Source organism: Bradyrhizobium embrapense (assembly GCF_001189235.2).
Lineage (GTDB): Bacteria > Pseudomonadota > Alphaproteobacteria > Rhizobiales > Xanthobacteraceae > Bradyrhizobium > Bradyrhizobium embrapense.
In genome coordinates this window covers 257072-283008 of sequence record NZ_LFIP02000007.1, presented here as the reverse complement: position 1 = coordinate 283008, position 25937 = coordinate 257072, and the positions used below count along the sequence as shown (strand labels likewise).

General features: G+C 57.9%; 20 protein-coding genes and 1 pseudogene. 10 read left to right on the top strand and 11 right to left on the bottom strand.

Going from position 1 to position 25937, the window contains the following annotated elements; all coding sequences use genetic code 11:
• Positions 1-179: 179 nt before the first annotated feature.
• The gene (locus tag AKN83_RS28445) at positions 180-1001 is read right to left on the bottom strand and encodes a class I SAM-dependent methyltransferase (RefSeq protein WP_172803633.1); all 822 of its coding nucleotides are present in this window, start codon (positions 999-1001) and stop codon (positions 180-182) included.
• Between the two features lie 931 nt (positions 1002-1932).
• On the opposite strand from AKN83_RS28445, the gene AKN83_RS28440 reads away from it, so the two are divergent.
• Positions 1933-3507, top strand: coding sequence for a porin (locus AKN83_RS28440; RefSeq protein ID WP_050399894.1), 1575 nt, complete (start codon positions 1933-1935; stop codon positions 3505-3507).
• Between the two features lie 150 nt (positions 3508-3657).
• On the opposite strand, the gene AKN83_RS28435 is transcribed toward AKN83_RS28440, so the two are convergent.
• Positions 3658-3981, bottom strand: coding sequence for a DUF2130 domain-containing protein (locus AKN83_RS28435; RefSeq protein ID WP_050399893.1), 324 nt, complete (start codon positions 3979-3981; stop codon positions 3658-3660).
• A 548-nt stretch (positions 3982-4529) separates the two neighbouring features.
• Here AKN83_RS28435 and AKN83_RS40030 point away from each other — a divergent pair.
• On the top strand, positions 4530-5387 hold the full coding sequence (locus tag AKN83_RS40030; protein ID WP_157113609.1) for a hypothetical protein: 858 nt from the start codon (positions 4530-4532) through the stop codon (positions 5385-5387).
• A gap of 89 nt (positions 5388-5476) precedes the next feature.
• Here AKN83_RS40030 and AKN83_RS28425 read toward each other — a convergent pair whose 3' ends face one another.
• From AKN83_RS28425 to AKN83_RS28410, 3 genes are all read right to left on the bottom strand, one after another.
• Positions 5477-8329, bottom strand: coding sequence for a TrlF family AAA-like ATPase (locus tag AKN83_RS28425; RefSeq protein WP_083992289.1), 2853 nt, complete (start codon positions 8327-8329; stop codon positions 5477-5479).
• A gap of 870 nt (positions 8330-9199) precedes the next feature.
• Complete coding sequence (phnF, locus tag AKN83_RS28415) at positions 9200-9943, bottom strand: phosphonate metabolism transcriptional regulator PhnF (protein WP_050399889.1); 744 nt, start codon at positions 9941-9943, stop codon at positions 9200-9202.
• Positions 9944-10020: 77 nt separating this feature from the next.
• Entirely contained in the window at positions 10021-11145 is a 1125-nt protein-coding gene (locus tag AKN83_RS28410) for an aminotransferase-like domain-containing protein (protein ID WP_050399888.1), read from the bottom strand.
• A gap of 409 nt (positions 11146-11554) precedes the next feature.
• On the opposite strand from AKN83_RS28410, the gene AKN83_RS28405 reads away from it, so the two are divergent.
• Complete coding sequence (locus AKN83_RS28405) at positions 11555-12475, top strand: branched-chain amino acid transaminase (RefSeq protein WP_050399887.1); 921 nt, start codon at positions 11555-11557, stop codon at positions 12473-12475.
• Positions 12476-12542: 67 nt separating this feature from the next.
• On the opposite strand, the gene AKN83_RS28400 is transcribed toward AKN83_RS28405, so the two are convergent.
• The 4 genes from AKN83_RS28400 to aepX all read right to left on the bottom strand — a co-directional run bounded on the left by AKN83_RS28400 (position 12543) and on the right by aepX (position 16388).
• On the bottom strand, positions 12543-13460 hold the full coding sequence (locus AKN83_RS28400) for a branched-chain amino acid transaminase (protein WP_050399927.1): 918 nt from the start codon (positions 13458-13460) through the stop codon (positions 12543-12545).
• Positions 13461-13666: 206 nt separating this feature from the next.
• Complete coding sequence (locus AKN83_RS28395; RefSeq protein ID WP_050399886.1) at positions 13667-14275, bottom strand: CDP-alcohol phosphatidyltransferase family protein; 609 nt, start codon at positions 14273-14275, stop codon at positions 13667-13669.
• A 7-nt stretch (positions 14276-14282) separates the two neighbouring features.
• A complete protein-coding gene (locus AKN83_RS28390) occupies positions 14283-15074 on the bottom strand; it encodes a phosphocholine cytidylyltransferase family protein (protein ID WP_050399885.1) in 792 nt (263 codons plus the stop codon).
• Positions 15075-15521: 447 nt separating this feature from the next.
• Complete coding sequence (aepX, locus tag AKN83_RS28385) at positions 15522-16388, bottom strand: phosphoenolpyruvate mutase (RefSeq protein ID WP_050399884.1); 867 nt, start codon at positions 16386-16388, stop codon at positions 15522-15524.
• Positions 16389-17378: 990 nt separating this feature from the next.
• Here aepX and AKN83_RS40025 point away from each other — a divergent pair.
• The 7 genes and pseudogenes from AKN83_RS40025 (at position 17379) to AKN83_RS28360 (ending at position 24288) form a co-directional block, all read left to right on the top strand.
• Positions 17379-17525, top strand: a complete 147-nt coding sequence (locus AKN83_RS40025) for a hypothetical protein (protein ID WP_157113608.1) — start codon at positions 17379-17381, stop codon at positions 17523-17525.
• A gap of 433 nt (positions 17526-17958) precedes the next feature.
• On the top strand, positions 17959-18213 hold the full coding sequence (locus AKN83_RS42140) for a transcriptional regulator domain-containing protein (RefSeq protein ID WP_430641582.1): 255 nt from the start codon (positions 17959-17961) through the stop codon (positions 18211-18213).
• 58 nt (positions 18214-18271) lie between these two features.
• A complete protein-coding gene (locus AKN83_RS28380) occupies positions 18272-18805 on the top strand; it encodes a DUF2285 domain-containing protein (RefSeq protein ID WP_244522137.1) in 534 nt (177 codons plus the stop codon).
• A gap of 551 nt (positions 18806-19356) precedes the next feature.
• Positions 19357-19554, top strand: a pseudogene (locus tag AKN83_RS41805) (trehalose-6-phosphate synthase); the annotation flags it as partial.
• Between the two features lie 89 nt (positions 19555-19643).
• A complete protein-coding gene (locus AKN83_RS41800) occupies positions 19644-19886 on the top strand; it encodes a hypothetical protein (RefSeq protein WP_347336841.1) in 243 nt (80 codons plus the stop codon).
• A 700-nt stretch (positions 19887-20586) separates the two neighbouring features.
• The gene (locus AKN83_RS28365) at positions 20587-22728 is read left to right on the top strand and encodes a prolyl oligopeptidase family serine peptidase (RefSeq protein ID WP_050399881.1); all 2142 of its coding nucleotides are present in this window, start codon (positions 20587-20589) and stop codon (positions 22726-22728) included.
• 588 nt (positions 22729-23316) lie between these two features.
• Positions 23317-24288: a LysR substrate-binding domain-containing protein gene (locus tag AKN83_RS28360; RefSeq protein ID WP_050399880.1), complete on the top strand. Its 972-nt coding sequence runs from the start codon at positions 23317-23319 to the stop codon at positions 24286-24288.
• Between the two features lie 13 nt (positions 24289-24301).
• Here AKN83_RS28360 and AKN83_RS38805 read toward each other — a convergent pair whose 3' ends face one another.
• Together AKN83_RS38805 and AKN83_RS28355 are read right to left on the bottom strand one after the other, a co-directional pair.
• Entirely contained in the window at positions 24302-24667 is a 366-nt protein-coding gene (locus AKN83_RS38805) for a DUF3088 domain-containing protein (protein WP_050399879.1), read from the bottom strand.
• 16 nt (positions 24668-24683) lie between these two features.
• The gene (locus AKN83_RS28355; protein WP_050399878.1) at positions 24684-25862 is read right to left on the bottom strand and encodes an MFS transporter; all 1179 of its coding nucleotides are present in this window, start codon (positions 25860-25862) and stop codon (positions 24684-24686) included.
• Between the last annotated feature and the right edge of the window lie 75 nt (positions 25863-25937).

Below are 25937 nucleotides of genomic sequence, written 5' to 3'. Positions count from 1 at the left end.
GCTTTAATCCTCATTGCACCGCTATCAACGGGGGCGCCCGCATCAGCGGCGCCTTCGCGCAAATGGTCGTTGCGGCTGAATAGCAGCCTATAAGACGAAGGGAGACGGTATCTCAGTTCGAGAGCCAAGATGCGTCGACATTGCCAATCTCGACCTATTTGATCAAGGGGATAACCGGGTTACTGCCTTGTCGCAAAAGTCACCTCGGTGACGTGCGGTTGACGCAGAAGACCGTCCTGCGCGTAACGCTCAAATAGTTCGGTCAGCTTTTTGGTGACGGCTTGTTGACCGACCATGGCAGCCGATCGCTGAATGAGGCTGGAGGAGAAACTCAGTGCGAGGAAGTGTGGAAGGCTCGTATCAAAATCCCATTTCCATTGTCCCACCTTTACGTCCTCGAATCTGAGATCGGTTCCGAGCTCACTGTAGAAATCAATCGTGGAATACGTCCCGGCTGCTGTGGTGAAAGTACCCCTGCGATACTGCGGAATCCATCGTTCGACGAAATCGTGATATTCTGACAGTGCGGGACTGTCCGAGTACCGATGCCGATTGTGCACGAGCGCCAAGATCCCGCCCGGAAGCAATATGCGTGCGGCTTCATTGTAGAACGCCGGCCTGTCAAAGCGATGAGCCGCTGTGGCTGCCGCGACGGCAGAGACATAACGTTCCGGAAAGGGTAGCCGCTCGGCTGGTGCCATGCGGAATTCGATGTTCAATTCGGCAGGTGTCGACTGAACCGCAACATGAATCATGTCAGCGTTCGGTTCGAGGCCGATAATGGAGCGCTGCCCCTGGGCCGCGATCGCGAGCACCCTTGTAAAAATGCCGGTGCCGCTTCCCACGTCCACAACCGCGCCGTCCAGGCGGTGGTGAAGAGTGTGATCCACGATGAACTTGGCGACCTCGCTCGGATAGCCTGGCCGATAAAGATCATAATTCTTTCCCTCGCCGGCGAACTCGGACCATGGAGTCTCAAAATTGGGGAAGGTTGTTGCCATGGTCATGTTCGTAAGAACGGATACGTTTAGCTTCTTTCGTTGAATTCTCCGATGGCCGATAGGCCACCGTTAAGGCGTTGCTCGCGCGCCTGAATTCGCATTCAAATCCGTGAAGGGAGGGCGACGGCAAAGCGGCCGCCGCCACAACAACAGCACCTCGATCTCATCGAGCTTCCGCTGCCCAGCGCCGCGAGCCGGTTGGCCTGGTTTGCGATGTAGCCCCACAAACTCGCCATTGAGCCCCCCACAGCTTCGATAAATGAGGGCCTGCGCCATAGCCGCAACGATGACAAGAGCCGAGGAGTTATCTGAATGCAACGTGTGCCAGCCGGCGTTCTGCTCCCTGAATGGGACTAGGTGCAATATTGATCAAACCTTGGGTGACACGGTCTTGTCATCTGAATCAAATGCCAGCTTTGGTAGTTGACTGGCACGAGAACTGTTGCATTTCGCTATTTGAGTTCGCTGTGGACGCTTAAGCCAAATATCAGGCCGCGTATGGTTGTCGCAGTGTGAGGCTTTGCGGGTCTGCTGGTCCATGCGTCCCGCGCACTTGATCTTGTCGTGCTGTAGCCTGCATGCCAGAGCGCATTGTGAACCGGTGACGGACCGCACCTGCATTTTGCGCATCTTGGAACTTCGAGCTTCCCGAACCGTGCACCGCAATGCGGCATGCCAACCGGCTAGGCGCGCTCCAGTGGATCGGCTTGTAACGGATTTCTTACGCTACATGTGCCGCGTTGCTCCCGCGGCCGTTCGTAACGGGGCTGCTTTCTTCAAGCATAAAAGCCCGACCGGTGGAGGCCGGCTTTCATGGGGCATCCATCATCAAACACGAACCTAACCATCGCACTATTCGATGAGTGCCCGTCAAACGATTATTTTGCGGTGCTACCCCTGATCCGATGGGGTCTAACAAGGACAGGGGACAATGACATTTTCCGATGCGTGCTCAAGCTTACATCGAACGATCAAACGAGCTGTGCTGAGTTCAACGGCGGGCTTAATTGGGGTGAGCGGGGCACAGGCCGCCGATATTCCCGTAAAGGCCAAGGAGATCCAGTATGTGAAGGCGTGCTCGCTGTACGGCACCGGATTCTATTACGTGCCTGGCTCTGACACCTGCATCAAGCTCGGTGGCTTTGTCCGCGCTGACACGGTGCTCGACAGCTCGAGCTTTGTGATGACACCCGTTTCCGGTCCCGCCGGTGCCAATAATCGGCTGAGCGGTACTTATACCGGTCGTGCTCGCATCGACTTCACCATCGATACGCGCACAGCGACTGACTACGGCTTGGTCCGCACCTTCTTCGAAACGACTCTCAACTGGGCGTCCGGTAGCTACACTGGTGCTGGGAATGGTTCCACGGTCTACCAATCCCTCGGCGGTACAGCCGCGCCGGCCAATGCAGGCGTTGGCAATGTCGGCTATGGTTCGGTTGGCGTCTATTTCGCGTTCATTCAATTTGCCGGATTCACGATCGGAAAGGCAGTCTCCCAGTACAGCTCGCCTTGGGTGCAATATCCAGCTGGCAACTTCGACGGCCTTCCGGGCAGCGGCGGAAATAATACTGGAGTCAATCAGTTCACCTATACCGCCGATTTTGGTCAGGGCTTGACGGCGACGGTTTCAATGCAGGATCCGACCGCTTACTATCAAAAGAATATCTGGAACACGAGCTATGCATCGGCTGCGGGCATTGTGACGGGCGTTTATGGCTCACCGAGTTTCGGTGGCAGCCTGGCCCCAGATGTCGTGGGCATGACGCGTCTTGACCAGGCCTGGGGTCTCTTTCAGGCATCGGTCGCAGCACACAACAATCATGCTGCCTACTACGGCGCGGACGAAACCTCTGGACACGCCTCCGATAAGTGGGGATGGGCTGGTCAACTGGCCTTGTCGATCAAGAATATTCCGACCGGCACCGGTGACACCATCAATTTGCAAGCTGCCTACGCCAAAGGCGCAATCAACTTCGGCATCAACGAAAACATTCCAGCTTCCTGGGCGATGTACGCTAATTTTGCCAGAAGCGGGGCATATCAAAGCATGGGTATCGCAGGCATCGCGGATGCGATCTATTCCGGCACGGCGGCAGCAACGGGTACAGCTCTGCAGCTGACCACGACCTACGGGTTCAATGGCGGTTATACCCACAATTGGAATCCGTACTGGAATACTGGCATTTATGGCGGCTGGGCCGCCGTCCGCTACACAGACGCAGCTAAGGCCCAGATCTGCGGCAGCTCTGGCATGGTTGCTCTCGGCCTGACGGGTGCCTGCAATCCTGATTTCAACATCGCGGGGGTCGGTACAATCACACGCTGGTCGCCGGTCACGAACCTGACCTTCTCGGCCGAGCTCGATGCCACGTTCCTCGATCAGAAGTACTCTGGCACAATTAAAGCGCCGGCAGTCGCAGGTGTCGGCAAACCGGCTGCCGTGTATGAGTTGAAGAACCAGAACGCACTGGTCGGGCTTCTACGCGTTCAGCGCAATTGGTGAGATCCCGCCGGACGAAGGACAGTGACTTCGTCGTAAGCCCGGGAACGTCCGGCGCATCAATCGACGAGCATGCGGCCGGAGCCAGGGCCACTCTTGAGAGTGGCCCTCTCACGCGAACGCCATGTAAGGTAATCATCTGGATCAGTTTGCTTATGTTTCATCAGCGCGATGACGATTGATCTCAAGTTGTGAACAGCCCACGCGCTCCAGCATGATGGCTATCCGCGGCACAGCAGACCCAATGCAGGCCGTCATGGTTCTGTTCTGCCCGCGCCAATCATCCGACTTTGCGGTCAACCTGACCTCCAGCAACGGCCTCTCAAGGCTCTGTATGTCCGGAATAGCCTTGCCGGCGATCGCCCGAAGGTCGCCAACCATGCTCAGCGTCGAGTCAATAGCGGATCGGATCTGAGTTTCGCGCTTCGCCCATTGCCGGCTAATGAACTGTCGTTCCTGATCGAGGTCCTCGCGCATGTCGATGAATTATTCGACGACGGCGTCGACGCGCTACCTGGAATTTCGCCCCCGGTCAGATCGTGGTAGACCCGCTCCATCTTGGTTTGTTGGGCTTGCTGCACCAGGTAGGAATTTATGACGTCGCTAGGTCCCTGCCGGAGCGCAACTGACGCAGCGGGCATGGGCAGCCCAGACCCCCGTCGATCAGATCGAACTGCATCTACTTGCTTCGGCGGCGCCGGCGAGATGATGAGCACTACGTCTGCGCCACAACGGCGCTGGTCGTCGCCCAACTTCGCGGGCCAGCCATCGCTCCAGGCCTGGGTCCGTTTGGATTTCCGCCGGATGCCGTTGATCGTTGGTTTCCGCGGCTCTACCAGCCTCGCGCAATCCAACTGATGCTTGGCGAACTGTGCCAAGCGCGACAAGCACTCGCACGGCAACTGAATTCCCTGGTTTGATCTCGGTCGATACGTAGGTACGATGCGATGTACAAATGGATCTAAACGGGGAGGGCGGGCTAACGTGACCGGCGATGTCGGGCTCTAAGCACGCCGGTCTAAGGTATGCCAATCGAATTGCACGAGCGTCCATCTGAATTTTCCTACGGGTATGGTGTAACGCGCGAAGTCGAACGCCGGCTGAAATCGGCGGGTCTGTCAGCGGTACCTTTCTTACTCAGCTTGATCCAAGAAGCTGCCGTCGGCTTTGATGTTGCGTTCAATGTCCGGGGAATACCGTTGATGATCCAGTTCAAGTTGGGCCAAGCCATGCGGCGTTTTAGGCCCTCGCCGCGACCTCAGCTTTCTCAGCAGTTCTGGAGATATCAGGTCGATACAGCAGAGCCTGACGGTCAGTTCGAGTTACTGCTAAAGGCTGAGCACGACGGTGCGCGCGTATTTTATGTTGCTCCCATGTTTCACGACTGGGAGGTCTATCTGGGTCACTATGAGCAGAAAAAGATCTTGCGGCGGTCGCTCATTGTTACGCCAAAGGCAATTCGCTCAGTATTGGACAACAACAGCGTTCCGGATGGAGAACATAAGGTCGTCTACGACGATCAACGTGCATACCTTTGTTCGAGTCCTCTGCGGCTTCCGACTGCGCGCGAAGCGGACATTGCTGAAAAGGTTAGCTTTGACCTTGAACACCGGAAGGTATCTCTTGGTGAGGTTCTGGAAGAAGTTCTTACTGGCTTTGAAAATCGCGCGGAAATCCGCCGGGCGGCCGAAGGGCCTCACCAAGATCCAGATCGCGCCGCTTATCAGATTCCATCAGACGACGGCCGAGGAGCTACTCTTCGTCGGCGTCGACTATCCCGATTTCTGGAAAGTGGCCGTAGCCGCGCGGAGGCCATCGCGCTCGTGGTGGGAGCAGAGACTTGGTCGATTGGAGCTCAGCTTATCTTTGTGACGAGGAAATAAGTTTGCCAAGAAGCCAATGAAGAGCGCCTAACCTGCAGCTATCGGCATCGCGTAAATGGGGCTTGAACTTGCGGAAGGAGAAACCGACGTCATGCTTGCGAATCAAACCGATACTTGCGGCTGCGCAGATCAAAGGCTTCACGTCCTCCCTCCATGATCGAAGTGATGGTGGCGCTCACAGCAGGCGTCTCGATGGCTCCGTCGCAGTCAAGCTGAACGCGAGGTGAGTTATTGTTTGGATTTGACGATGGCTCAGGAGACTTCAGTGCGATGATCTTATCAGCATCACCATTGACGACGATGTTGGCATTGTGAGTCGTAAAAATGAGCTGCCGGGTGGACTTCGAGGTTCTCAAAAGCTCCACGATACGCATGATCACTCGGTTATCCAGGTCGTCTTCCGGCTGGTCGATGATCAGCGTTCCAGCCGACTGTTTCAGCAGAAGTTCGAGCAACGCGGACGCCTGCTGACCAGGCGATGCCATTTTGAAATCGATTGCCTTGCCGTCGTCAACATAGGACATGATGATCGAATCCGCCGGAACCGCTGCCACGATGCCCGCAATCGTTGTGTCCGTGAGGTTCAGATAAATCCTCTTGCGCTGCCGCTCTGTCAACGGTCTTGCGCCATTGAACAGGATCGCTTGGAGCGAGCTGAGAATACCGTCACTCGCATCAGGTGGTGACCCGGCCATGATCTTCGCTTCATAAAGCCCGACAAACTTCTGGCGTAGCTTGGCCCAGCCTTCGATCTCGTCGGTCGCAAGTGTCGCACTGACCCACTCCGTGCAACTCTCTTCAACTGACTGGGTATGGGACGCCTCAAACAGCTTCTGCAGCGCTGCCAAGTACTGCGCCGGCAGTCGATCTCGGCGAGCCCGCGCCTTGAGCATGTTGCTTGACTTGCCGGCGACGGCGTCGGCGGCGGATTTTAGGACGTCGCGCCGCTGGCTCACGAGACGATCCAATTGCGTGATTGCATCCTTGTAGTCCTTCTCGGCATTCGCTTTAGCAAGCTCCGCACGTCGGGCACGCGCCTGCGCGGCTTCGGCCGTCTGCAGCTCGCCGTTCAATCGAGCGACTTCGTCTATCAGATTGCTATGCTTACCCTGCTCTTCAACGGCCGCGGCGTAAGTTGTGCCGAAGGCAGCACGCTTAACCTCAAACCGGTCCGCGGCTTCCCTTTGCTTTGTTGAAAGAGCGTCGAGAGCAGTTTTCGCCGCTTCGAACGACGACTTGATCGCGGCCTTGGCATCCGACAGGTCTCGCTGCAAGCTTGCTGCCTCATCAAAGTCGCTCGCGCCCTCGTAAGCCGATAAATCGACCGTCAGGGTAGCGCTTTCCAGTCGCTCCAGTTCCACCTTAGCGTCTCTCGCCTGATCGCCGACAGTGCGAATGTAATCATTCGCTCGACCGTACTTTGGGCCATCCTCGATTGTCTTAAGAGCCTCAGGGGAGAGTCCTTCTTCCTCAAGCCGTTTGGTCAGCGCCGTAATGCGCTGTCCGAGATCTTCCACCTTTTCGGTTGTTTGCCGCAGGTCGACGCGAGATTGCCACAGCGCGGCCAAATTGATCAGCGCGGTGCCGACGCTGCGTTGGGCGTTCTCGATGGCTCTCTTGACGTCTCGCTCGCGGTCGACCTCTTCCGCCGCGGCAATGCCTGTGATCTGTTCAGATGCGGTGGCCGGGTTATTCATGGTGCTCGACAGGCCCTTCTGCCGGAAAGCCCGTCCTCGAAAGCGCTCCCGAGCGCTCCTGGTCGTCACCTCAATCGTCCGTCCGGCTGCGCTGACGGTAATCATCTCGCTGTTCGCGAGGATGCGGCGCCAAGTCTCCCTCACGCCTTCGCGTTCAAGCACCACCTCCACATAACCATCATCTGCTAACGTTTCGCTGATAAGCTTGGCTTCACGGTCAAACTCAGGGTCGATCTTGTTGTCGAAGTCTTTGTCGGTCCGCCCAAGGCCGAAGCGAAGATACTCTAGAAAAGCGCTCTTTCCCGATCCTCGCCCGCCTATGAATGCGTTGAAGCCGTCATTGAACGATATTTTCACAGGAGCAGGTCCGGTGAGGCTGCTCTTTACGCGCAACTCCACCAGGTATTCCGTCGGAGACGTCGGCGCGTCGAACACGATTCGCGCTTCGTCGGCCAGCAACGCTTGGCGAAAGGCTTCGATTGAGTGCTCGCCAAGCTTGATCCAGCAGTCGTGGACGCCCAATCGGCTCCAATCTGCGTTACGGTTGTCGCCAGTCGCGAGAATCGCTCGGCGCCGACTGCCCCAGTCCGCGATTTTCCCGCGGACCTTTTCCAAGGTCGTCGCATCCAGCGAATGATATGGTCGCTCAATATAGACGCCGTCGATCGGCAAATTCGCAAATCTGGGGTGATGGCCGGTTTCATTCAGGGTCTTGTGGTCGTCCTCCTTGCTAAAGTGCGGTATGATCACGCTTGTGTCGCGCAGATGCTGCTCGCCCTGGACAGCTTGAACGAAGCCGGACACAGTTTCACGAGCAGGAACGATCGCGCAAGTTTTGGCTTGCGCCGCCGGCGCGGCAAGGATATTTCCTGCCGCAGCGAGTGCGAGTTTCTGCGTGTCGACGGTCATCGCTGGATCGAAGACCACAATGCATTGCGCGTTGTCCGAGCAGGTGATCTCGACCGCGGGAAACACGCGTACGGTCGAACCGCGACGCTCCGCCGCTTGCAGAACATAAGCGGACAGGCAAATGTCATGGTGATCCGAGACGGCGATAGCCTGTAATTTTGCAGCCTCGGCTGCGTCGATGAAGCTATCAGCCCATTGCTGGCGGGCCAACTCGCCAGCCTCATTCCCGCCAGGCAGGCTGGGTGAGCCAACCCAGTTGAGGTCGCGCGGTGTATGACATTGAAAGTCGCACTTATGCCACGTCGTACCCGGATGAAGTCCAACCTCGTGCGCCATTTTTTTATCCCCTCTTGCGCGGCATACGTCCCCAGGTTGTACTTAGACGCGACGTAGATGACTAGCCTCATGACGGCAGACCTTTGTACGGATCGGACTGAGTGGTCGACATTTGAATGTGCGCTCGACTTTAAATCGACAGCAAGTATGCCAGTCCGCGCTCTGACAAGGTGAGATGTGGGGCCCTTGGGGTGGAGGGCCGGCTGCCTGCCCAAGAATCAAGCCGCTAAATCATGGCGCGATACTTTGGCGCAGCCTTGATGAGGTCGTCTGCAAGCGGACCAAGCGTTTGCGAAAAGAGGCGCAGCACAACATCCGAACGCCGCGATAGATAGCGCTCCGATCCAGCGTCGCCCCTTTCATGCCCATTGGAACGCTCATTCTACAATGGGATGGAGTTGGGCTCGCTGGGGATATTGTCCAGTTTGTCGAGCGCGATAGGGGGATGTCGCAGCGGCAGCATTTTATTTGCCGCCGCGGTCGGCAAACCTGCCAATGTTGATGCTGTACTTGAGCCGCAGGCCGCGCTTCTAGATGCTGGGTCCATTCTGCTTGCCTGGCGTCGTGCGTTTCAGCGTTTCACATCTGACGAGCCATTGCTCGAAACCAGCATCGCTCAGCATCTGCTTGCTGATCTCGTTATCGTTGCGGTTGGCCGACTTGCTTCAGCGGATTTGGCGAGCTTGATCGTAGAGCGAGTTTGCAGTGTGACCCCAAGCGAAGTTCCTGAGATGATCGAGCGATTTGTCTTGGAGTCCGTTGTAAGAGCGGACGCGAGGATGTTGCCGAGAAGCTCTTGATCAACCCGCGTTTCCCCAGCTCTTTGTGCGCGACGATATCCAACCGAGAGGGCTTCTGGTGGCGCAACTGTCAGCCACCGAAAACGAACTCCACCCGGCTGGCGGCATAGGCGGTCTGACCGAAAGAGACTAGACGCTCTTCCGCGTCGATGTTTACGACATCAGTCTGCAGCACATGCTCCGTCGTTGGGATCTTCAGTCGCTCGATCTCGATGGTTGTTGGCGGCCGCGATCGCATACGAACAGATTTGCGATGATAGTCCGCTACTCCGAGCTTCCTCAGCACTGCCGAGGTGGACAAAATGGCATCGGCGCGCCGCGCCGCCTTTTCGAAAGCTTTAGCTATGTTGGGAAGCAACCTTTCGGGGAAGTAACTTGGTCCGTAGCTGATCGGCACGCCATCAGCCTCACTCAATGTGGTCACTACGACGACACGTTCACCATCGCGGAGCCCAAGTGCGGCACAAACCGGGGGCGAGGCGTCGGCTCGCTCGATCGAAATCAGTCTGCGGGAGGGCTTCTTTCGGTTCTCGAGGATGTTTTCCTCGAAGTACTTCCTGTTCTCGAAGTGATAGTTAATTGGGCCGCGGGAAACGAATGTCCCGCGGCCCTGCTCCATGCTGACTATGCCCTCGTTTTCGAGGTGCGACAGAGCGCGTAGCACGGTCAGGCGATTGACGCCGAATCTGGTTGCGATCGCCGGCGCCGAAGGCAGCCGCCCTCCGGGCACTAGGGCGCCGCGGTTGATGTCGTCGACTAAGGAATCCACGATCCTCCGCCACATGCTGATCCCTTCCACCGTCCGTTTCACCATGTGCAGATGTGGTCTCCCAGATAGCGCCAAATTTGCCAGGACCTCGACGCCAACAGTCGTTGGCGTGATTCGCTAGATCATTTACGTTCGCCCGTAAGGCTCGGGCGCGCACCAAGCTCGACTGTAGTCTCGGCGATTGCCTTGAGACCGACGGCAAGCTCATCACGAGTTTCCGGAGACCCGAAGCAGACCCGCGCAGCGTCGGGTACCGGACCACCATCGGTCACAAAAGGGGCAGCGTCGCCGGCGAGCACGCCCCGGGCCTTCAGCTGAGCGTGGAATGCCTCGCGCTGCCGACTTGGCAGCTTCAACCATCCATGGATCGCTCCAGGCGGAGAGGCGAAGTCCAGGCCGGCAAGTGCGGAAATGGCCATCGCGTGGCGGCCGGCGGCCTCCGCGCGGACTGCCTCGAACAGCCGACTAGCCATGCCGCTTTCCATCCAATGTGAGACCACCGCAGCCGTGATCGGTGCCGCCATCCAGAAGGTGGAGCGTACCCCAGGCCAAAAGGCTCGCTTGGCTTCGGCGCCCGAAGGGGCTGCCACATAGGCGAACCGTAGCCCCACGGTGAAGCTCTTGCCGAGGCCCAGGATATACCAGCTGATGTCCGGCGCGAGCGCTGAAATCGGTGGCGGTGCGTCTTCAGGCAAAGCGCTATAGATGTCGTCCTCCACGATCGCAAGGTTATGGCGCCGGGCAACTTCAATGATCTCCTGCCGGCGGGAGAGCGGCATGACGACGGTCGTGGGATTCTGCAGCGTGGCCAGGCAATACAAGGCTTTGGGCTTGAACCGGCGGCAGGCCTCGTCAAGTGCCGCGGGTACCATACCGTCCACGTCGCAGGCCACGGATTCGGTGCGAAATCCATACTGCCGGGCGATGGCGGGGACCGCGGGATAGGTGAGTGGCTCGGTGAGGAGGGTCTCGCCCGGGCGCATGATGGCGGGATAAATCATGTTCATTGCACTGAGCGTGCCATTGGTAAGCACAACACGCTCCGGAGCCAGCGCCTTGCCTAGGCGACGTGCCAGCCATTGCCCGCCTTGGATGCGATCTCTTTCCGTCCCCATGAAACGATGGGTGCGCGTCAGGGCGGTGAAGTCCGTCTCAACGAGAAGGTCGCTCAGCGCCGCTCGGAACGCATGGTTGGTTTCTGGAACAGGTGGCGGAAGGTTACGGCTGAGATCGGCGACGACAGTCATGCGGGCTCCAAGGGTCTGAAGGAAATTCGGACATTCAGCCTAGCTGGTAATGATCTATACCACTAGACCTTTTGGCAAAGGCCCCCTATGGTCTGGGAGTTGACAGGGGAACGCCGAGCGTGACGGGCAGCTCAAAGACGAATGGGGTCGGGAATTGGGAAGTCATGACCCAAAGGCGAGTGAACGCCGCCGGGGCTGCAGATGTGATCGTACCAAGCCATCACGAGTTCGCTTCGATACTCCGCTCCGTGCCTGTGCCATCGACGTAGCGGCGCTCCAGCGCGCGGGAAACTCGGCTCAAAAGCGAGATTGTCTCATTGGGGTTTCTTCTGCCTGCGGCAAATAACCGGCAAAGCGGATCGAGGCCGGCTTCCTCCGCGGAGCTATCAACATTCCTTAAGGAGAAAACATGACCCTGCCTGCGCCATACGCATCGCTGAACGGAAGGATCGTTTCCTGGCCGGAGGCCACAATGCATATCTTCAGCCCGGCCGCGAAATACGGCCTCGGAGTCTTTGAGGGGGTGCGAGCCTACTGGAGCGAGCAGCAGGGCCGCCTCCTCCTATTCCGAATGGAAGACCACATGCGGCGCTTGGCCTACAGTCACAAAGCTGTACGCTTCGACACTCCCTTCACAGCCGCGGAACTGACAAAGCAGACTGCAGACCTGCTCATGGCCTGCGGGTATCGAGAGAGCACCCACCTCCGGATCATGAGTTACCTGGACGGTCAGGGAGACATGACAGTAACCGGGCCGATCGGCACCGCTATCACAGCGCTGGCTCGGCCGGTGCCCAAGGCAGTGCTCGATGGTGTCCAGGCCCAAGTGAGCTCTTGGGTGCGGATTCCGGATCGGGCCATGCCGGCCCGCATCAAAGCTAACGCCAACTACCACAACTCACGATTGGCTCACATGCAGGCCGTTGCAGACGGCTACCAGCAGGCCCTGCTGCTAAACGAGCAGGGCAATTTGGCTGAGGCCCCGACGTCAACGCCTTTCATCGTGCGCGATGGCGTAGTGGTGACGCCGCCGCTCTGCGAAGACGTGCTGGAAAGTATCACCCGCGATACGATCCTCAAGCTCGCGCGCGAACGCCTCGGCCTACCGGTAGAGCAGCGGGTCGTGAACCGCTCAGAACTGTATGCGGCCGACGAGGCGTTCCTTGTGGGGACGGGAGCGGAGGTGACGCCGATTTTGGGCATCGACCGGCTTCCAGTGGGCGATGGGAAGCCCGGGCCGGTCGTACGAGCATTGCAGGCGGCCTACTTCGATCTTGTCCATGGGCGCACAAATCTTTGGCCGAATTGGCTCACGCCCGTCGAGATCTAGCATGGCATCTGCCGCGCCTCCGCGAAGATCTTTCCAGGTCGCTAAAGAAGCGTTTGAACACATGCCATCAAAAGACTGGAGTTCGCCACAAGGCATATGCGCCATTCTTGCCCGTGGCGACCGCCCCATAAACCTCCATTAATTGCTGTGTTTTGATTCCAGGTTGACCGTTCCCAACAGGGATACGGTCGATTGATGTCACCGGCGCAATTTCGGCACCAGTGCCGCAATGGAATACTTCATCGGCGAGGATCAATTCGGTTCGATCGACATCGCGCTCAACCGTCAGTAGCCCAAAATGGCTGCGGGCTAATTCGATCACGGTCTGGCGTGTAATCGATTCTAGTATGTCATTGGTCCCGCTCGGCGTAATCAACTGACCATCGCGAACCATGAACACGCACGTCGCGGGTGCCTCGGCTAGCTTTCCTCTCGTGTTAAGGAGGAAAGCGACATCGTAACCATCCCGCTGGGCCTGCATGGTTGCCAATCGAGCGTTATGATAGTTCGCGTTAGCCTTGATGCGCGCGGGCATCACGTTGTCTGGCATGCGCATCCAAGAACTAATCTGAGCAGAGGCGCCTTGGATCGATCCCTGAGCGGACTGCCGCGGCAGCGCAGTGATCGCGATTCCTACCGGACCTGTTGCTCCTATGTCGCCGGTCCCGTCTATGAAAGCCATCATCCGGATATGCACGGTCGTACAAAACGCGTTTGCGCGACATAAGCTAACGAGCGCCTCGGTCAACTCTTCTCGGGATGGCCCCAGATCGAACCGCATTGCCTTTCGCGAGAACGCAAATCGATCAAGGTGTTCTGCGAGGCGGAAGAGATACATTTGCCGTGCATCTTTATTCCAATAGCCGCGGATTCCTTCGAAAACACCTATGCCATACTTTGTCACAGGTGCGAATACGTGCACCTTGGCATCATTCCAAGGAACGATTTGGCCATTAAGATATGCAAATTGTGCGGTCGAATTCATCTTCACCTATGACGAGTAAAGAGCTGTCGATACTTAAGTCGCCTGATCAGCAAGTCGGCCACCACCTCGCCATTGTCGATCGCGCGGCGAGGCGTCAGCGGCTTCGTCCTGTTACCTTTTTTGATGTGCGGACTGGCGCAATGCGCCTGGTTTTGCTCCCCTTGGTTCTGTGAAACGTAGGTGTGTATCCTTCTTCTCGAGCTGGCCTAGTCGGGAGGCCTTAATGCGAGGATAGCCGACGCGACTATGGCGAAGATCGTGATCGCGGCGTACATAGCCGGAGCTGGCGATGGCACCCGAATCGACGAGACATGCAATCCCGCAAGTAGGAGAAAAATGCTGAGCGTGAGAGTTACGAATAGTTCGCTCGGAAGAAGCGGCCGAACGATAAAAGCGGCGGCCATTATCGGAACATCGTATGATAGCGGCACCCCTAAGAAACGCCCATCGGCTGATTTGCCGAAGTTCGCAAAGTAGCTAAGCCTAATTGCCCCTGCTGCGAGTAAGGAGGTTGCGGTCACCAGGGCGAGAACGGAAGCGCGGCTGAGTTGGATTACCATCGCGGCAGGCAAAACTGCGCCGTAGATAATGTCAGCAAATCCGTCGAGGCTCTTTCCCATCTTTGCAACATCCGGGTGGCGATGCTTTGTGCGAGCTGCCACGATCCCGTCGAGGTGATCGCATAGGACGGCCCAAAGTGCCGCAGCTATCGACAGTTCAAGACGACCTGAAAGAGCAAGAAATAGACTGGCGGACGAAAGAAGAAGGCCGCCAGTTGTTATGGCGTTCGCCGGATCCCAGAGATATCTAAGCATTTGACTTTCACTTTCTGCGGGTCATGCCTTGGTGCTCAGCTCCCCTAAAAATACGCTCTGCGATCTGCAGATCTTCAGGCGTGTCGATTTCGTACCATTTGAGGTGATCGCATCGTGCCGTTGCCAAGTGCAGACCACGCAGTTCGACAAGATAAGAAAGAAGCTCCTCCGTGTAGGCCTGGGTCACGCCGGAGCCGATGATCTCGTCCAGAGCTGGAACGATTCTCTCCTTGAGAGTTGCTGCCGAAAATCGTAACAGATTCATTGTCTTGAAAAGCCTTGGCCCATTCGCGACCAGGTTCGCCCCGGTTTGCTTCATTCGGAACTCCGAGATGAGGCCGCTATCTGACAACAGAACTGCCGACCCTTCCATCAGTTCATCGAAAGGAACGATTGCTGCCACGTCGTTCGCCTGGCTGAGCAGCAGATAACTTAGCGCATTCTGCTCGAAAAAGACGTCGCCCTCGAGGACAAAACAGTCTCCGGAAAGCAGCGCGTCGCGCGCGAGCCACAGCGAATAGGCGCTGCCGGTGCGGTCGAAGGCTGACGAGTCCACATAATTGATCCCAAGCGTACCGAAGCGGCGACCGCACGCGTATTGAATAGCGTCCTTGCGGTAACCAACCACGAGCGTCACCTCTTCGACGCCGACTGCCTCCAGGTTGCGCAGAGCATTGTGGAGAATTGGCATGCCGTTGACCTCGACCAGGGGCTTTGGCCGTAGATCCGTCAGCGGTCGAAGGCGAGAGCCGACGCCGGCGGCGAGGATGACGGCGTTCTTGGGTGCAGTGATAGCCATTTGAATAGCTTTAGTTTCCGGGGATCTCGTCTTTGTTCAGGCCATCACGAAAGCGACACGCTATGTCTGGCCATTCGAGCCGGCGATAACAATGGACGCTGGCCCACGGCGCCATAGGCGCTTTCGGTCGATCGAAGATGCTGCAGGAAGTTGCTTGCGGCGCAACGCATAGGAGATATTCCGGAGGGCGCCCGCATTCAGCTGGGACGAAATATCGTCCGTGTCGGCCGGCTCAGCGCGTTCGTAGATCTCAACAGGTTTTTCCGCCAGGTGAAGGGATTAGGGCTGGGCATCGCATGGTAAAGATTTTCGTGCCGCTTGATGGCATTGCCAAAACCGGGACTGTGAACGAGAACATCACCGGACGGTGAAACGGAATGCTGTAGCGCAGCAAATGGTTGCATGGCGACCGTCCTTCAGGAGCGTGTGTGCAATGCGCGAAGAAAGCTATTGCCGGATATCGCCAGAATGCAGATATCGCGCTTCCGCCTCGGCGAGTTCGTCGTACTTAAACAGCTCGAAGAGCTCGTCGAGCGTTGCGATATTGGGCTCAATGCCCGCAGAGCTCTCCTCAGCGAAGATGCGATCGCAGACCTGCCGCATTGCTGCTATTGCAGCTCGCACGGAGTGGTTGGCCCAGATCACCGTAGAAATGTGGGCTTTGCGATAGGCAGACACCGGGGTTCGATAGTATTTCGTTGGAACAATCAACGCCGGCAGTCTGTTCTGCCAGGCGCGTATGAATGCGAGGATCTCGTCCGCTCCGGTCTTTCGCGAATGAATGAGGATCGCATCGGCCCCCGCATCAGCGTAAGCGTGCGCGCGCGAAATCGCTTCGTCCATTCCTTGCCCAGCAATTAATGCTTCGATGCGGGCCACGAGGATGAGATCGTCCGAGACCGTGTCCTTTACGGCGCGCAAGCGGCCCGAGAATTCGTCGATTTCGGCGAGAGGATGCCGATCACCAATAAATGAATTCGTCTTCGGAAAACAACTGTCTTCCAGCGCGACGCCCGAAGCGCCGCATTGATGAAGTTTGCGGGCCAATAGGCGAGCGTTATTGAAGTTGCCAAAGCCGCCGTCCCCGTCGACCAATACAGGAAGCCCGCTAGTATCCACAATCCGCTCGACGGCATCGACAAGTTGACTCCATGATGCTTCGTTGGCGTCCCGGTAACCTAGAGAGGAGGCAATCGACAGGCCCGATGCCCAAAGGCCCTCGAAACCTGCGCGCGCGGCGATCGCGGCGGAGATACCATCATGCGCTTCCATCAGAAACGAGAGTTCGCTGCTGCAGCAGATCTGGGAACGCATTCGTTCGGTAAGTGAGGAATTGCCAACATGGATGCGGCGGTTGGCGGGTTCAGAAGGCGATTGGGCTTGCATGCCGAGTTCCTGTGCGCTTGACCGACCGACGTTCATCAACGAAAGGTGACATGTGGCTGTCATCTGGAGCAATGACGAGCATAGGTAGTTGACTGGACCCCGAGTTCGTACGGTACCGCCGCGATGTGCAGCAATCAGCGGTACGCAAAGACGGAAGGGCAAGACTGTGCTGATCGCGTAGCCTCGCTGCGGTTCTGCACTGCGCTTCGCAGGAGTGGTCAACTTGACCGCACGGGGCAAGACTTTCGATCGGGCGACATGCCAGAACGGCTGTGTGCGTCAGAGCTCGGACATTGTCGGATCAATGACACATCCACTCGAGCAACTGACATTGATGATCAAGCTGTCCGAACTGGCATAAGCCTGATTGACACATGCCCGCAGCAACATCCGTTGAAGGAGCGGCAATGGTGGCTTGCAGGATCGCGGCTCTCGACGGATTTCCCGCTTCGGGAGGGGAAATGACCATTTCGATGGCGCGAGGCATCCCGGGGCACACGGGGTCTTGTCAACATGATAAATTGCTGTTTCGTGGTCCGCTATATATCTCTGCGTTCGAGCCTGGGCGCTGCGCCCGTGCCCGGACCTCTGCCTGCCGGCGATAATATCGACAGACAGCTATATCAAAGGCTCGAAGCCGAGGTTCGGCGCATGCACCTGGATGGACCGGCTGCGGTTGACTGGGATAAGGTCAACACCGTGTCGCTCTCGAGCCGAGGGATAAGAGGGGCTTGCCGTCGGCCTCGGCGTCCTGCGCGGGATGGTGCGGACGCACCGAAAGGAGTTCTTTCCGCGATAGCGTGGCGAGAAGCCCGGGCCGGAGCGATCGATTGCTCCTTCGACTTGGGCCGGCGCTGGCCAGCAATGAACCGACGTTTGCTAGCGCTTCAGGTGTAGTCGCCGCCTGGGATGCGCTCGATGGACTCGCTCGTGAACAAACTCAAACGGAACCTGGCCAGCGAGCAGGCCACTCCGGATCTTTTGGTCCGGGAGCCTCAATCGTATAACGAGCGCGCCACCGGTGCGATCGCCACGGTGACCGTACGTGCAGCCGAAGCCATGTAAGCAGGCTGAACAGGCGCCGGACCGTTTCCCAGCCTACCTGGCTGAGGCTGCTCAACTGGATCTCCGTATGTCGTGCGCTCCCTACGGCACGGATGACGGCCGCGGACGACTTTCTAGAACGCTTGCTCAATTTGGGGCCGCAAAGGAGAGGGCGCACCTTGGTCGCGCGCCGCGGTCGGTCGATTGAGGCTCGCTAATTGCGCATACCGGGGCCCGTCATTGCTATCGTCCGAGATATCGCTTCGCTATGGGCATCTTCCATCGCCTCAATCCGTTGACCACGCCAGCCCGCCAGGACACGCTTCGAAGGCCATGCCCGGAAAACGAAAAGCGGCGGTATCGGATGTGGATTGAAGGCTTTCCATCGAAAAAGTTGATCGTTTTATCGGGTAAGTGCATGAAGTGTTGAGCAACGGCATAGGTGCAACCACAAATGGCCACAACCATCCCGTTTCCTCGCGTGTGCGTTGAGAACACGTGCGGGGAAAATGGTGAGATGTCAGGTGCTGACTGGAGATCAGAGAACGCATATCAGGATGTCAGGAAAGCAGAAGCCGCGGACATAGCCTGGGAATGGCTGCGCCGCGATCGGGAGTATCAAAAGGACTTCAGCGCATTGATCAAACGCGGACGATCCGGATCCTCAGATCACTTTCGGCGAAAGTGGGGACTGACGTTTCGCAGCTGATCCGAGAAAGCGGTTCGACGAACAGGCTGTTTTCTGGGCGCCTGAGGCGCTGTCGACCGTGCTGAGTATCCGCACGGCGGTGCGCCCGGCTGCGTCCGATCGATACAGGCTTGATTTCACTGAACTGGCTGACAGCGAGGTTCGGCAAGCCGCCGATGGCTGGCATGCCATTATGCCGCTCGGAGGAGCGAAACACCGGCTCCGGCTGAATGAACTTCCGCAGCGCGGATCGCTGATTGGCATCGACTTGCCGCTCGACCGCAGCTTCGATCTTCGTTCGCTGGCTGCATATCGATTTTGGCTGGCGCTCGAACAGCGCCCTGTTGGACCGCCACCTCTTGCCCAATCGATCGGTACCCGCAACCGGCATATCTTCGCCCTGCGTGCACTCGACGGGTGGCTCGAAGGCAACAGCTACCGCAACATCGCCGAAGGCCTATTCGGCAAGACCCGCATACCCGATCGAGGCTGGAAAACACACGACCTGCGCAGCCGGACCATTCGCCTTGTCCGGATGGGGCTGCACATGATGCGAGGTGGTTATCGTGACTTGCTCCGTTACAAACGCAAGGACAGGGACGACACTTCATGACTTCGCTGCGTGGGCCGCTCCATGTGGCGGGCTCCCGACTTGCCATGCAGGATGCCGCGGTGTCCTCCTGCGAAGACAACGATCTGGGATCACCGTCGGATCCTGTGCGGGCCAGCAGACAGCCTCATCCAATGCGCACCGCGCACGGCCCTTACGTCCCCGCTGCGGCGATTGGCTCGCGACTGGTCAGCTTCCCGAAAGCTGGACCTGCCACCCTGGCGTCGTGGGGATATCTCTCGGGGCTGATCTGCGACTGAATCAATCGCAAACATCGTCAAACGGAGTTTTGAGATGGTTCGAATTCATGATGCGCTCGACACGGCAACGTTGGCTAACGGCAGTACATCAGGCGCTGCCCAGCAAGATGAAACATAAGCCAGCCCGCCTTTGACCTACAACTGGACGAGATATCGCAGCACGCGGATGAATCAGGCAGTGCAGGTCCCGTCCAACCGGATGTCGGTCTCGCAAGACGATTATGACAGCTATGAGAGAACCAACGATTTTATTGCGCGTGCCGTCTTCGACGTACGGATCGGGACGCATTTTGGGTGCATGACTATCATTTGCTCCCGCTCGGAGCCCGACTGCATGAACTCGGCATCGACCGGCCGACCGGCTTCTTCCTTCACACGCCGTGGTCCGAGCCCGACATGGTCGAGCGCCTCCCCAATCATCGCGAACTGATGAAGTCGACGCTGAAGTATGACCTGCTCGGATTCCAGACGAACCGGGATCTGAACAATTACTCAGCGTATCTCCGAACCCATTTCGGACTGGAGACCACGGATGACGTCGTCACCACAGAGCGCGGTCAGAGGCGACTTAAAAGTTCCCAATCGGGATCGATCCCAAGCAGTTCGCAGACTATCTCGCCGCAGCTCTCTCTCCTGCAGAGCAAGAAAAAGTCTCGTCACTGTTGCAAAACTTCGAGGGATCCAAGTTTGCGATCGGCGTGGGCCGGCTCGATTACACGAAGGGTATCGACAAGCGGGTCGAAGGGTTCAATCAGCTTCTAAGCTTTCAACGATGTCGACCGCGGGGATGCCGCCTTGAAGGAGGCCGCCTATGCAAATGTTGAGTCAAGCAGTGAGGCGCTGGCGGCTCCACTGATGCATACGCAGAACAGACTGTGGGTCCTGCCTGCACCGGACAGCTTCGCCTAGTTCTGCTCGCCTAACAGTCCGATGCCGAGGAGGTCTGACGGGGCGAACAGCACATGGCGGATTGCGCTGCCGGTGCAGGCGAGCGGCACAATACAGGTTTGGCGGCTGGCGCGGTGCTTTCGGCCCGCGCTGGCCCGCATGATGAACGGAACGTCTCAGCGGATCCTTACAGTCCCGAATTGGAGATCGCCATGCGCACTGCCCTCAGCTTGATCGCGATCTGGCTGCTGATCAACGTACTGCTCTATGTCATGCTGGCGCGCGTCGACAAGTCTGCCCGATGAAATAGCGCGGAAGATTGTACCTCGCATTTGGAGGTAAGCGTTCCAACGACGAGCTGTTCCGGAACTTGGCCGCAAAAGATCCGACGGTGCTGTCTCACACTCGGTCTCGCCAACATCGCCCTGTCTGCTTGGCAACCAATGTCGACAAGCGGACATCGTCGTGCAGCCCTAAGCGGCTGAAAGTTGCGGACGCTTAGGTCGGCATGCAGCTTGCAGAGGACGGTCCGCGAGATAGCGCGAGCCGAGCCATGTCATGCGTTGCATGCTTTCCGCAGCTTCTGCTTGACGCGCCAGGCCCGCGTGGCCGCACGACCTCAGCCGGAGCAAGTCCATGAACACGTCAGTCCTCTCCGCAGCGCTGCTTTCGATTGCCTGCTTCACCTCCGCTGCGCTTTCACAGGAGCGTTCACTTTCAGAGGAGCGAAAGGCTGCAGCGGTCACTGAGGATCCATTCCTCTGGCTCGAGGAGATCGAAGGGCAGGGCGCATTGGCATGGGCCCGTGCCGAGAATGAGAAAACACTCGGCGTGCTCCAATCAGATCCTCGCTATCACCGTTTCTACGAACAGGCGCTCTCAATCTTGCAGGCCAAGGATCGAATTCCATATGTCTCCCTGGGACGTCACGGGTTGGAGAATTTTTGGAAAGATGAGGATCATGTGCGCGGCATCTGGCGGCGCACCACGCTTGAAAGCTATCGTCGCCAGGACCCTCGTTGGGAAACCATCCTTGACGTGGACGCCTTGGCGGTGGCCGAGAACAAGAACTGGATCTTTCAAGGCGCCAGCTGTCTTCCGCCTGAAGAGCGCCTCTGCCTGATCAGCCTTTCAGACGGGGGCAAGGATGCCGCGTTCCTACGCGAGTTCGACCGTGAGGCAAAGCGCTTCGTTGCGGACGGCTTTTATCTTCCAGAGGGCAAACAAAGCGTCAGCTGGGTCGATCGGGACACGCTCCTTGTTGCACGGGACTGGGGCGAGGGCTCCTTGACGCAGGCCGGCTACCCCTTTGTGGTCAAGGAGCTCAAACGCGCTCAGCCGCTCAGCGAGGCGCGCGAGGTCTTTCGCGGCGAACCGAACGATGTTCAGGCGGTGCCCTTGGTGCTTCGAGACAATGAAGGTCATGTTCATGCGACCGGGGTCATCCGAGCGATCGGGTTTTTCGAGCATGAGTACGTGCTCTTCCGCCCCGATGGGGTCGTCAAACTCAATCTGCCGAAGAAAGCGGAGATCGTAGGCCTCGTGAATCATCGCCTGCTTGTGAAACTTGACGAGGAGTGGACGCCGTCGGGTGATGTCAGCTTCAGTGCCGGCTCGGTGATTTCGTATGACCTGACTGAATGGAAACAGGATCCACTGAACGCCAAAGCCTCGCTTGTCTTCAAACCTAGGCCTCGTCAGGCCCTGAGCGGGCTAAGCTTCACAAAGAACCTGTTGATCCTGACGATCCTGGATAACGTTCAAAGCAAAGCGTTCGTTTACAAGTACGATCAGGGAGCCTGGTCGGCGACGCCGATCCAGCTGCCCGAACATACCAATGTCAGCGTGACAGCCGCTTCCGACGAGGCGGACCAGGCCATGTTCGCCGTCTCAAGCTATCTCAGGCCAACGTCGCTCTGGTATTTTGATGCCGAAACTCAAAAACTCGAGGAATTGAAGACGACACCGACTGCTTTCGATGCCGCCGAGCATGTCGTAGAGCAGTTCGAAGCGATTTCGCGTGATGGCACGGCAATTCCATATTCCCTGGTGCGGCCGAAAAACGGAAGGTTTGACGGCGCCATTCCGACCCTTCTTTATGGCTATGGCGGGTTCCAAGCTTCGCTGCTGCCCTCTTATCTAGGACCTGTGGGACGGCTCTGGCTCGAACAGGGCAATGCCTATGTCGTTGCAAATCTGCGCGGGGGCGGCGAGTTTGGCCCGCAATGGCATCAAGCAGCCCAGCGGGCGGCGAAGCAGACGACGTGGGATGATTTCATCGCCGTTGGCGTGGACCTGATCCGCCGCAAGATCACAAGTCCGCGCCGGCTCGGCGTCATTGGCGGCAGCCAGGGCGGGCTACTCGTTGGCACCGCAATCACCCAACGTCCCGAGCTCTTCAACGCGGCGATCATTCAGGTGCCGCTGTTCGACATGCTTCGATACACCAAATTGGGCGCCGGCGCCTCCTGGATCGGCGAATACGGCGATCCCGATTTTCCCGAGCAACGCGCGTGGATCGAAGGCTACTCGCCCTATCAGAAACTGGTGCCGGGCAAGCCATACCCCGCGCCTTTAATTCTGACCTCCACCAAGGACGATCGTGTGCATCCCGCGCACGGTCGCAAGGCTGCAGCAAGGCTCGCCGCCCTGGGCCAGCCTTACTTCTATTACGAGAACATCGATGGGGGGCACAGCGCGGCGGCCAACCTCATCGAAACGGCGCGTCGACTAGCCCTTGAATACACCTATGCCTCGAGGCGGCTTTGTTCTGAATAAACCGGCGGACGGACCAATCGAACCAGGCTCCAGACCATTCACGATCCCTGGTTACCGCGCCCGCCGGCTGAATCATCGAGCCGAGATGCGAAGCGATGCCAAGATCCAGCCAATCGACGGACCTGATGTTGCAGAGTTTAACGGGACTGGACGAATTCCTACAACGCTGGAGGTGCTCGAACGCAAGCCCGCAATGTCGAGCAGTCATGCAATATGACTGGTAATGCGCCTTCTCATGAAGGATCGACCTTTTGCTGAGCCAGATGGCCATGAGTTGGCGTTCTAAATCTCAAGCCCGGTTTTGGCTTTGCTTGAGAGATCGCGCAGCGATGAACCCTGCACCGAATATGGAATCTGACTGTGCCTAAGGGCACCGGATCTGAAGGGTTTGTGCCTAGATCGACGGCTGGTCAACCGGCTGGGCAGGAAGCCAGGTCGTTTTGAGTTCGCCCTGACAGGGCCAATACCTAGGAGGTCTCGTTCGTGGCCATTTCCGGCGGCGAGCGACGGCGGTCGTCGTGCCTGAAAAAATCGGCCCGCAGTGCAGGGCTCCACAACAGCTGTCCCAGTGGGAGGCAGGAAAGAAAAATGCGCAAGCTACCGATCCTGAAAAGCCTCCATCTGTTTGAGGCAGTCAGCGAGTTTCCAAGCTTCTCAAGGGCAGCCGAGCGGCTAAACATGACCACCGGCGCGGTAAGCTACCAAATGCGCCTGCTTGAGGATTGGTTCGGCAGGAAACTATTCGTGCGCCATAGTTCGGGCGTGCGACTGACATCCGACGGCGAACAGCTCAAGCGCAGCTGCGCGAGCGCGTTCACCATGCTCGAGCAGGGATGCTACGAGCTACGAAGACGCCATGCGGGGCCCACCGTCGTGGTCGGGTGCTCGACCACGTTTCTGTCGCACGGCCTGTTGCCCCGTATCGGTCGATTCCGCAAACTCTATCCGGACATTGACCTTGTCTTTGAAACCGAAGCCGATCTTGACGCGCTCGCAGTTGGTGCGTTGGACGTATTGTTTGTCGCCGGCCCACTGAAGCGGCCTTTTCCCGACCGCGAGGTGCACGCTTCAAATGAGATGATTGGCCCAGTCTGTGCGCCAGCTGCGCTCGAGGCCATCAAAAACCCGGAAGATATTCTGTCGCTCTCACTGTTGCACGAGGCCGACAGGCTGGACGCCTGGAGCGAATGGGCCAGCGCAGCTGCAATATGCTTGCAAGAATCGCGCAAGGTCGTCTTCGATACATTCTCTTTGACTATGGAGGCAGCAAAAAGTGGGCTGGGAGCCGCAATATCCTCGCAGCTTCTGGTCAGAAGCAACCTTGAGAAAGGAGAGCTGGTGGCTCCGTTCGGCTTCGTGCCGGTCAATCGCTCAATCTACATGTTTGTCAACGGACAAGCTCGCAATAGCGCGGCTGTCAAACAGTTTGAGAGCTGGGCGCTGTCAGAACTACTGGGCCGGGATCATCAGCCATCGGCTTTCGGAGCTCCAACCCGGCAGATCAAGCAAGCCGCTCGATTGAAGATTCCCGATCGGTTCCTGCTGGCATCGAGTCGTTGATGACCAGCATGGCCTACAAGGTGCCGACCGTTCGAGCGTAAGGCGCCGGAAATCCGTGGCGCGCAGCCAGAAGATCAAGGATTGCAAACACATCGTCGACATAGGCGAGCCCATTCGCGTACTTCGCATTCTCAGGTAAAGGGCCTTCCTTTTCCAAAATCAGAACCGGCGCGGATTGATGATCCTGCCCAAGCCTCTCGATGAGCGCGGCTCGTGGTCTCGCCCACGAAATCCGACGAACGTCCAGCCTCGCAGCGTGGCTTGGAAACGCGGATAGCAGCCCGTCCAATAGCAAACATTGCCAGCAGTAGAATTGTCGTCCCGGCAAGGCCGGATCCGAAAAAGGGCGTTCTAAAAGGAGCAGCTGATCCCATGGCATGGTGTGGATCCCTGATCTAGCGATCGGCAGGACGTGATGTTTGAGAATCCATTGATCTGACCACCGCGAAGGTCGCAACGGCGAAGGCAACAAATGCGCTCGCCGCACATAGGAGAACGATCGTGCCGAAAGCAAGCCAATCACCTAGAAGCGACAAGGCAATGCCATTTGCCGCAACGCCGCTATAGGTGCAACATTGAAATAGCCCGGAGAGGCGACCGGCACGGTCCGGAGCCACTGAAGAAACCATGTGCGCGTGAGCGGCAGCCGCAAATATCTGGCCGAAACCAAGCATTGCGCTGCTGGACACGATGACCAAAGTCAGGCCGGCATCGAGTGACATCATTGCAAGGCATGCCGCAAGCAGCATCGCGGCTCCGGCAATAGTTGGCAAAGCGCCCAGCAGGTCGTAAATCGGCTTGACCGCCAGCGCGCCCAGCAAGGCCAATACGCCATTAGCCATGACGATCGTCAGTAGTACGTTTTTGTCGAGAACCCCGTCAGCTGTGGCATGTATCGCAGGATAGACGTTGATGATGCCGGCGCCGAGGTTGAGCAGAAAGACAGCCAAGAATGCGGGATAGAGGGGTGCCAAGTCCAGCACCGTTCCGGAGGGGCGCGCCTCAAGCACGGCTGGCGTCCTTCTGAACTGCTGCTTGATGCCAAGGAGCACGACCAATGACAGCATGATCGCTGATACATTGAAGGCCAAAACGCCAGGCAAGTGCAATTGGTCGGACAACATGGCACCTGCAAACATTCCCAAGAGATAGGTCAGCCAGTCGATATTGGCGATATTGCGCAGCACCGAGATCATGCCGTCTTCCGATGTGATACGACGAAAGAAAGCAATCTCTGCGGACAAATAGACCGGCTGGACCAGGCTCAGGACGGCCATTGCAGCATAGCTCAGAAACGAATCGGCTCCGTCGCTGCCGAAGATGGCGAGCAGCGCGCAGATGCGAACGGCATTGACGATCATCATGGCTGAGATCGGATCGCCCCTGTCGACCAACGGCGACAGGAAGAGGCTACCAAGCATGATCGGCGCAAAAGTGACCGCGATGCCGAGACCCGCGGCGCTCATGCCGGATTGCAGAAGGCCGATCAGGATGCCGATACGGAACGCCCAGCCGCCGATCTGGATGATCAAATGCGAGAGATAGATGAACTGCCGTGTGCTCCATCCGCTCATTGTTGACTTAGCTCATCGAGGATTTCGGATCGCTTGACGCGGAGGGACAGGTAGATGGCACTGGCTTCGGGATGC

What these genes read in the sequence shown, in the direction of transcription:
- AKN83_RS28445 (WP_172803633.1), bottom strand. Translation starts at nt 1,001, where the DNA reads ATGGCAACAACCTTCCCCAATTTTGAGACTCCATGGTCCGAGTTCGCC.
- AKN83_RS28440 (WP_050399894.1), top strand. Translation starts at nt 1,933, where the DNA reads ATGACATTTTCCGATGCGTGCTCAAGCTTACATCGAACGATCAAACGA.
- AKN83_RS28435 (WP_050399893.1), bottom strand. Translation starts at nt 3,981, where the DNA reads ATGCGCGAGGACCTCGATCAGGAACGACAGTTCATTAGCCGGCAATGG.
- AKN83_RS40030 (WP_157113609.1), top strand. Translation starts at nt 4,530, where the DNA reads ATGCCAATCGAATTGCACGAGCGTCCATCTGAATTTTCCTACGGGTAT.
- AKN83_RS28425 (WP_083992289.1), bottom strand. Translation starts at nt 8,329, where the DNA reads ATGGCGCACGAGGTTGGACTTCATCCGGGTACGACGTGGCATAAGTGC.
- phnF (WP_050399889.1), bottom strand. Translation starts at nt 9,943, where the DNA reads ATGGTGAAACGGACGGTGGAAGGGATCAGCATGTGGCGGAGGATCGTG.
- AKN83_RS28410 (WP_050399888.1), bottom strand. Translation starts at nt 11,145, where the DNA reads ATGACTGTCGTCGCCGATCTCAGCCGTAACCTTCCGCCACCTGTTCCA.
- AKN83_RS28405 (WP_050399887.1), top strand. Translation starts at nt 11,555, where the DNA reads ATGACCCTGCCTGCGCCATACGCATCGCTGAACGGAAGGATCGTTTCC.
- AKN83_RS28400 (WP_050399927.1), bottom strand. Translation starts at nt 13,460, where the DNA reads ATGAATTCGACCGCACAATTTGCATATCTTAATGGCCAAATCGTTCCT.
- AKN83_RS28395 (WP_050399886.1), bottom strand. Translation starts at nt 14,275, where the DNA reads ATGCTTAGATATCTCTGGGATCCGGCGAACGCCATAACAACTGGCGGC.
- AKN83_RS28390 (WP_050399885.1), bottom strand. Translation starts at nt 15,074, where the DNA reads ATGGCTATCACTGCACCCAAGAACGCCGTCATCCTCGCCGCCGGCGTC.
- aepX (WP_050399884.1), bottom strand. Translation starts at nt 16,388, where the DNA reads ATGCGTTCCCAGATCTGCTGCAGCAGCGAACTCTCGTTTCTGATGGAA.
- AKN83_RS40025 (WP_157113608.1), top strand. Translation starts at nt 17,379, where the DNA reads ATGGACTCGCTCGTGAACAAACTCAAACGGAACCTGGCCAGCGAGCAG.
- AKN83_RS42140 (WP_430641582.1), top strand. Translation starts at nt 17,959, where the DNA reads ATGGCCACAACCATCCCGTTTCCTCGCGTGTGCGTTGAGAACACGTGC.
- AKN83_RS28365 (WP_050399881.1), top strand. Translation starts at nt 20,587, where the DNA reads ATGAACACGTCAGTCCTCTCCGCAGCGCTGCTTTCGATTGCCTGCTTC.
- AKN83_RS28360 (WP_050399880.1), top strand. Translation starts at nt 23,317, where the DNA reads ATGCGCAAGCTACCGATCCTGAAAAGCCTCCATCTGTTTGAGGCAGTC.
- AKN83_RS38805 (WP_050399879.1), bottom strand. Translation starts at nt 24,667, where the DNA reads ATGCCATGGGATCAGCTGCTCCTTTTAGAACGCCCTTTTTCGGATCCG.
- AKN83_RS28355 (WP_050399878.1), bottom strand. Translation starts at nt 25,862, where the DNA reads ATGAGCGGATGGAGCACACGGCAGTTCATCTATCTCTCGCATTTGATC.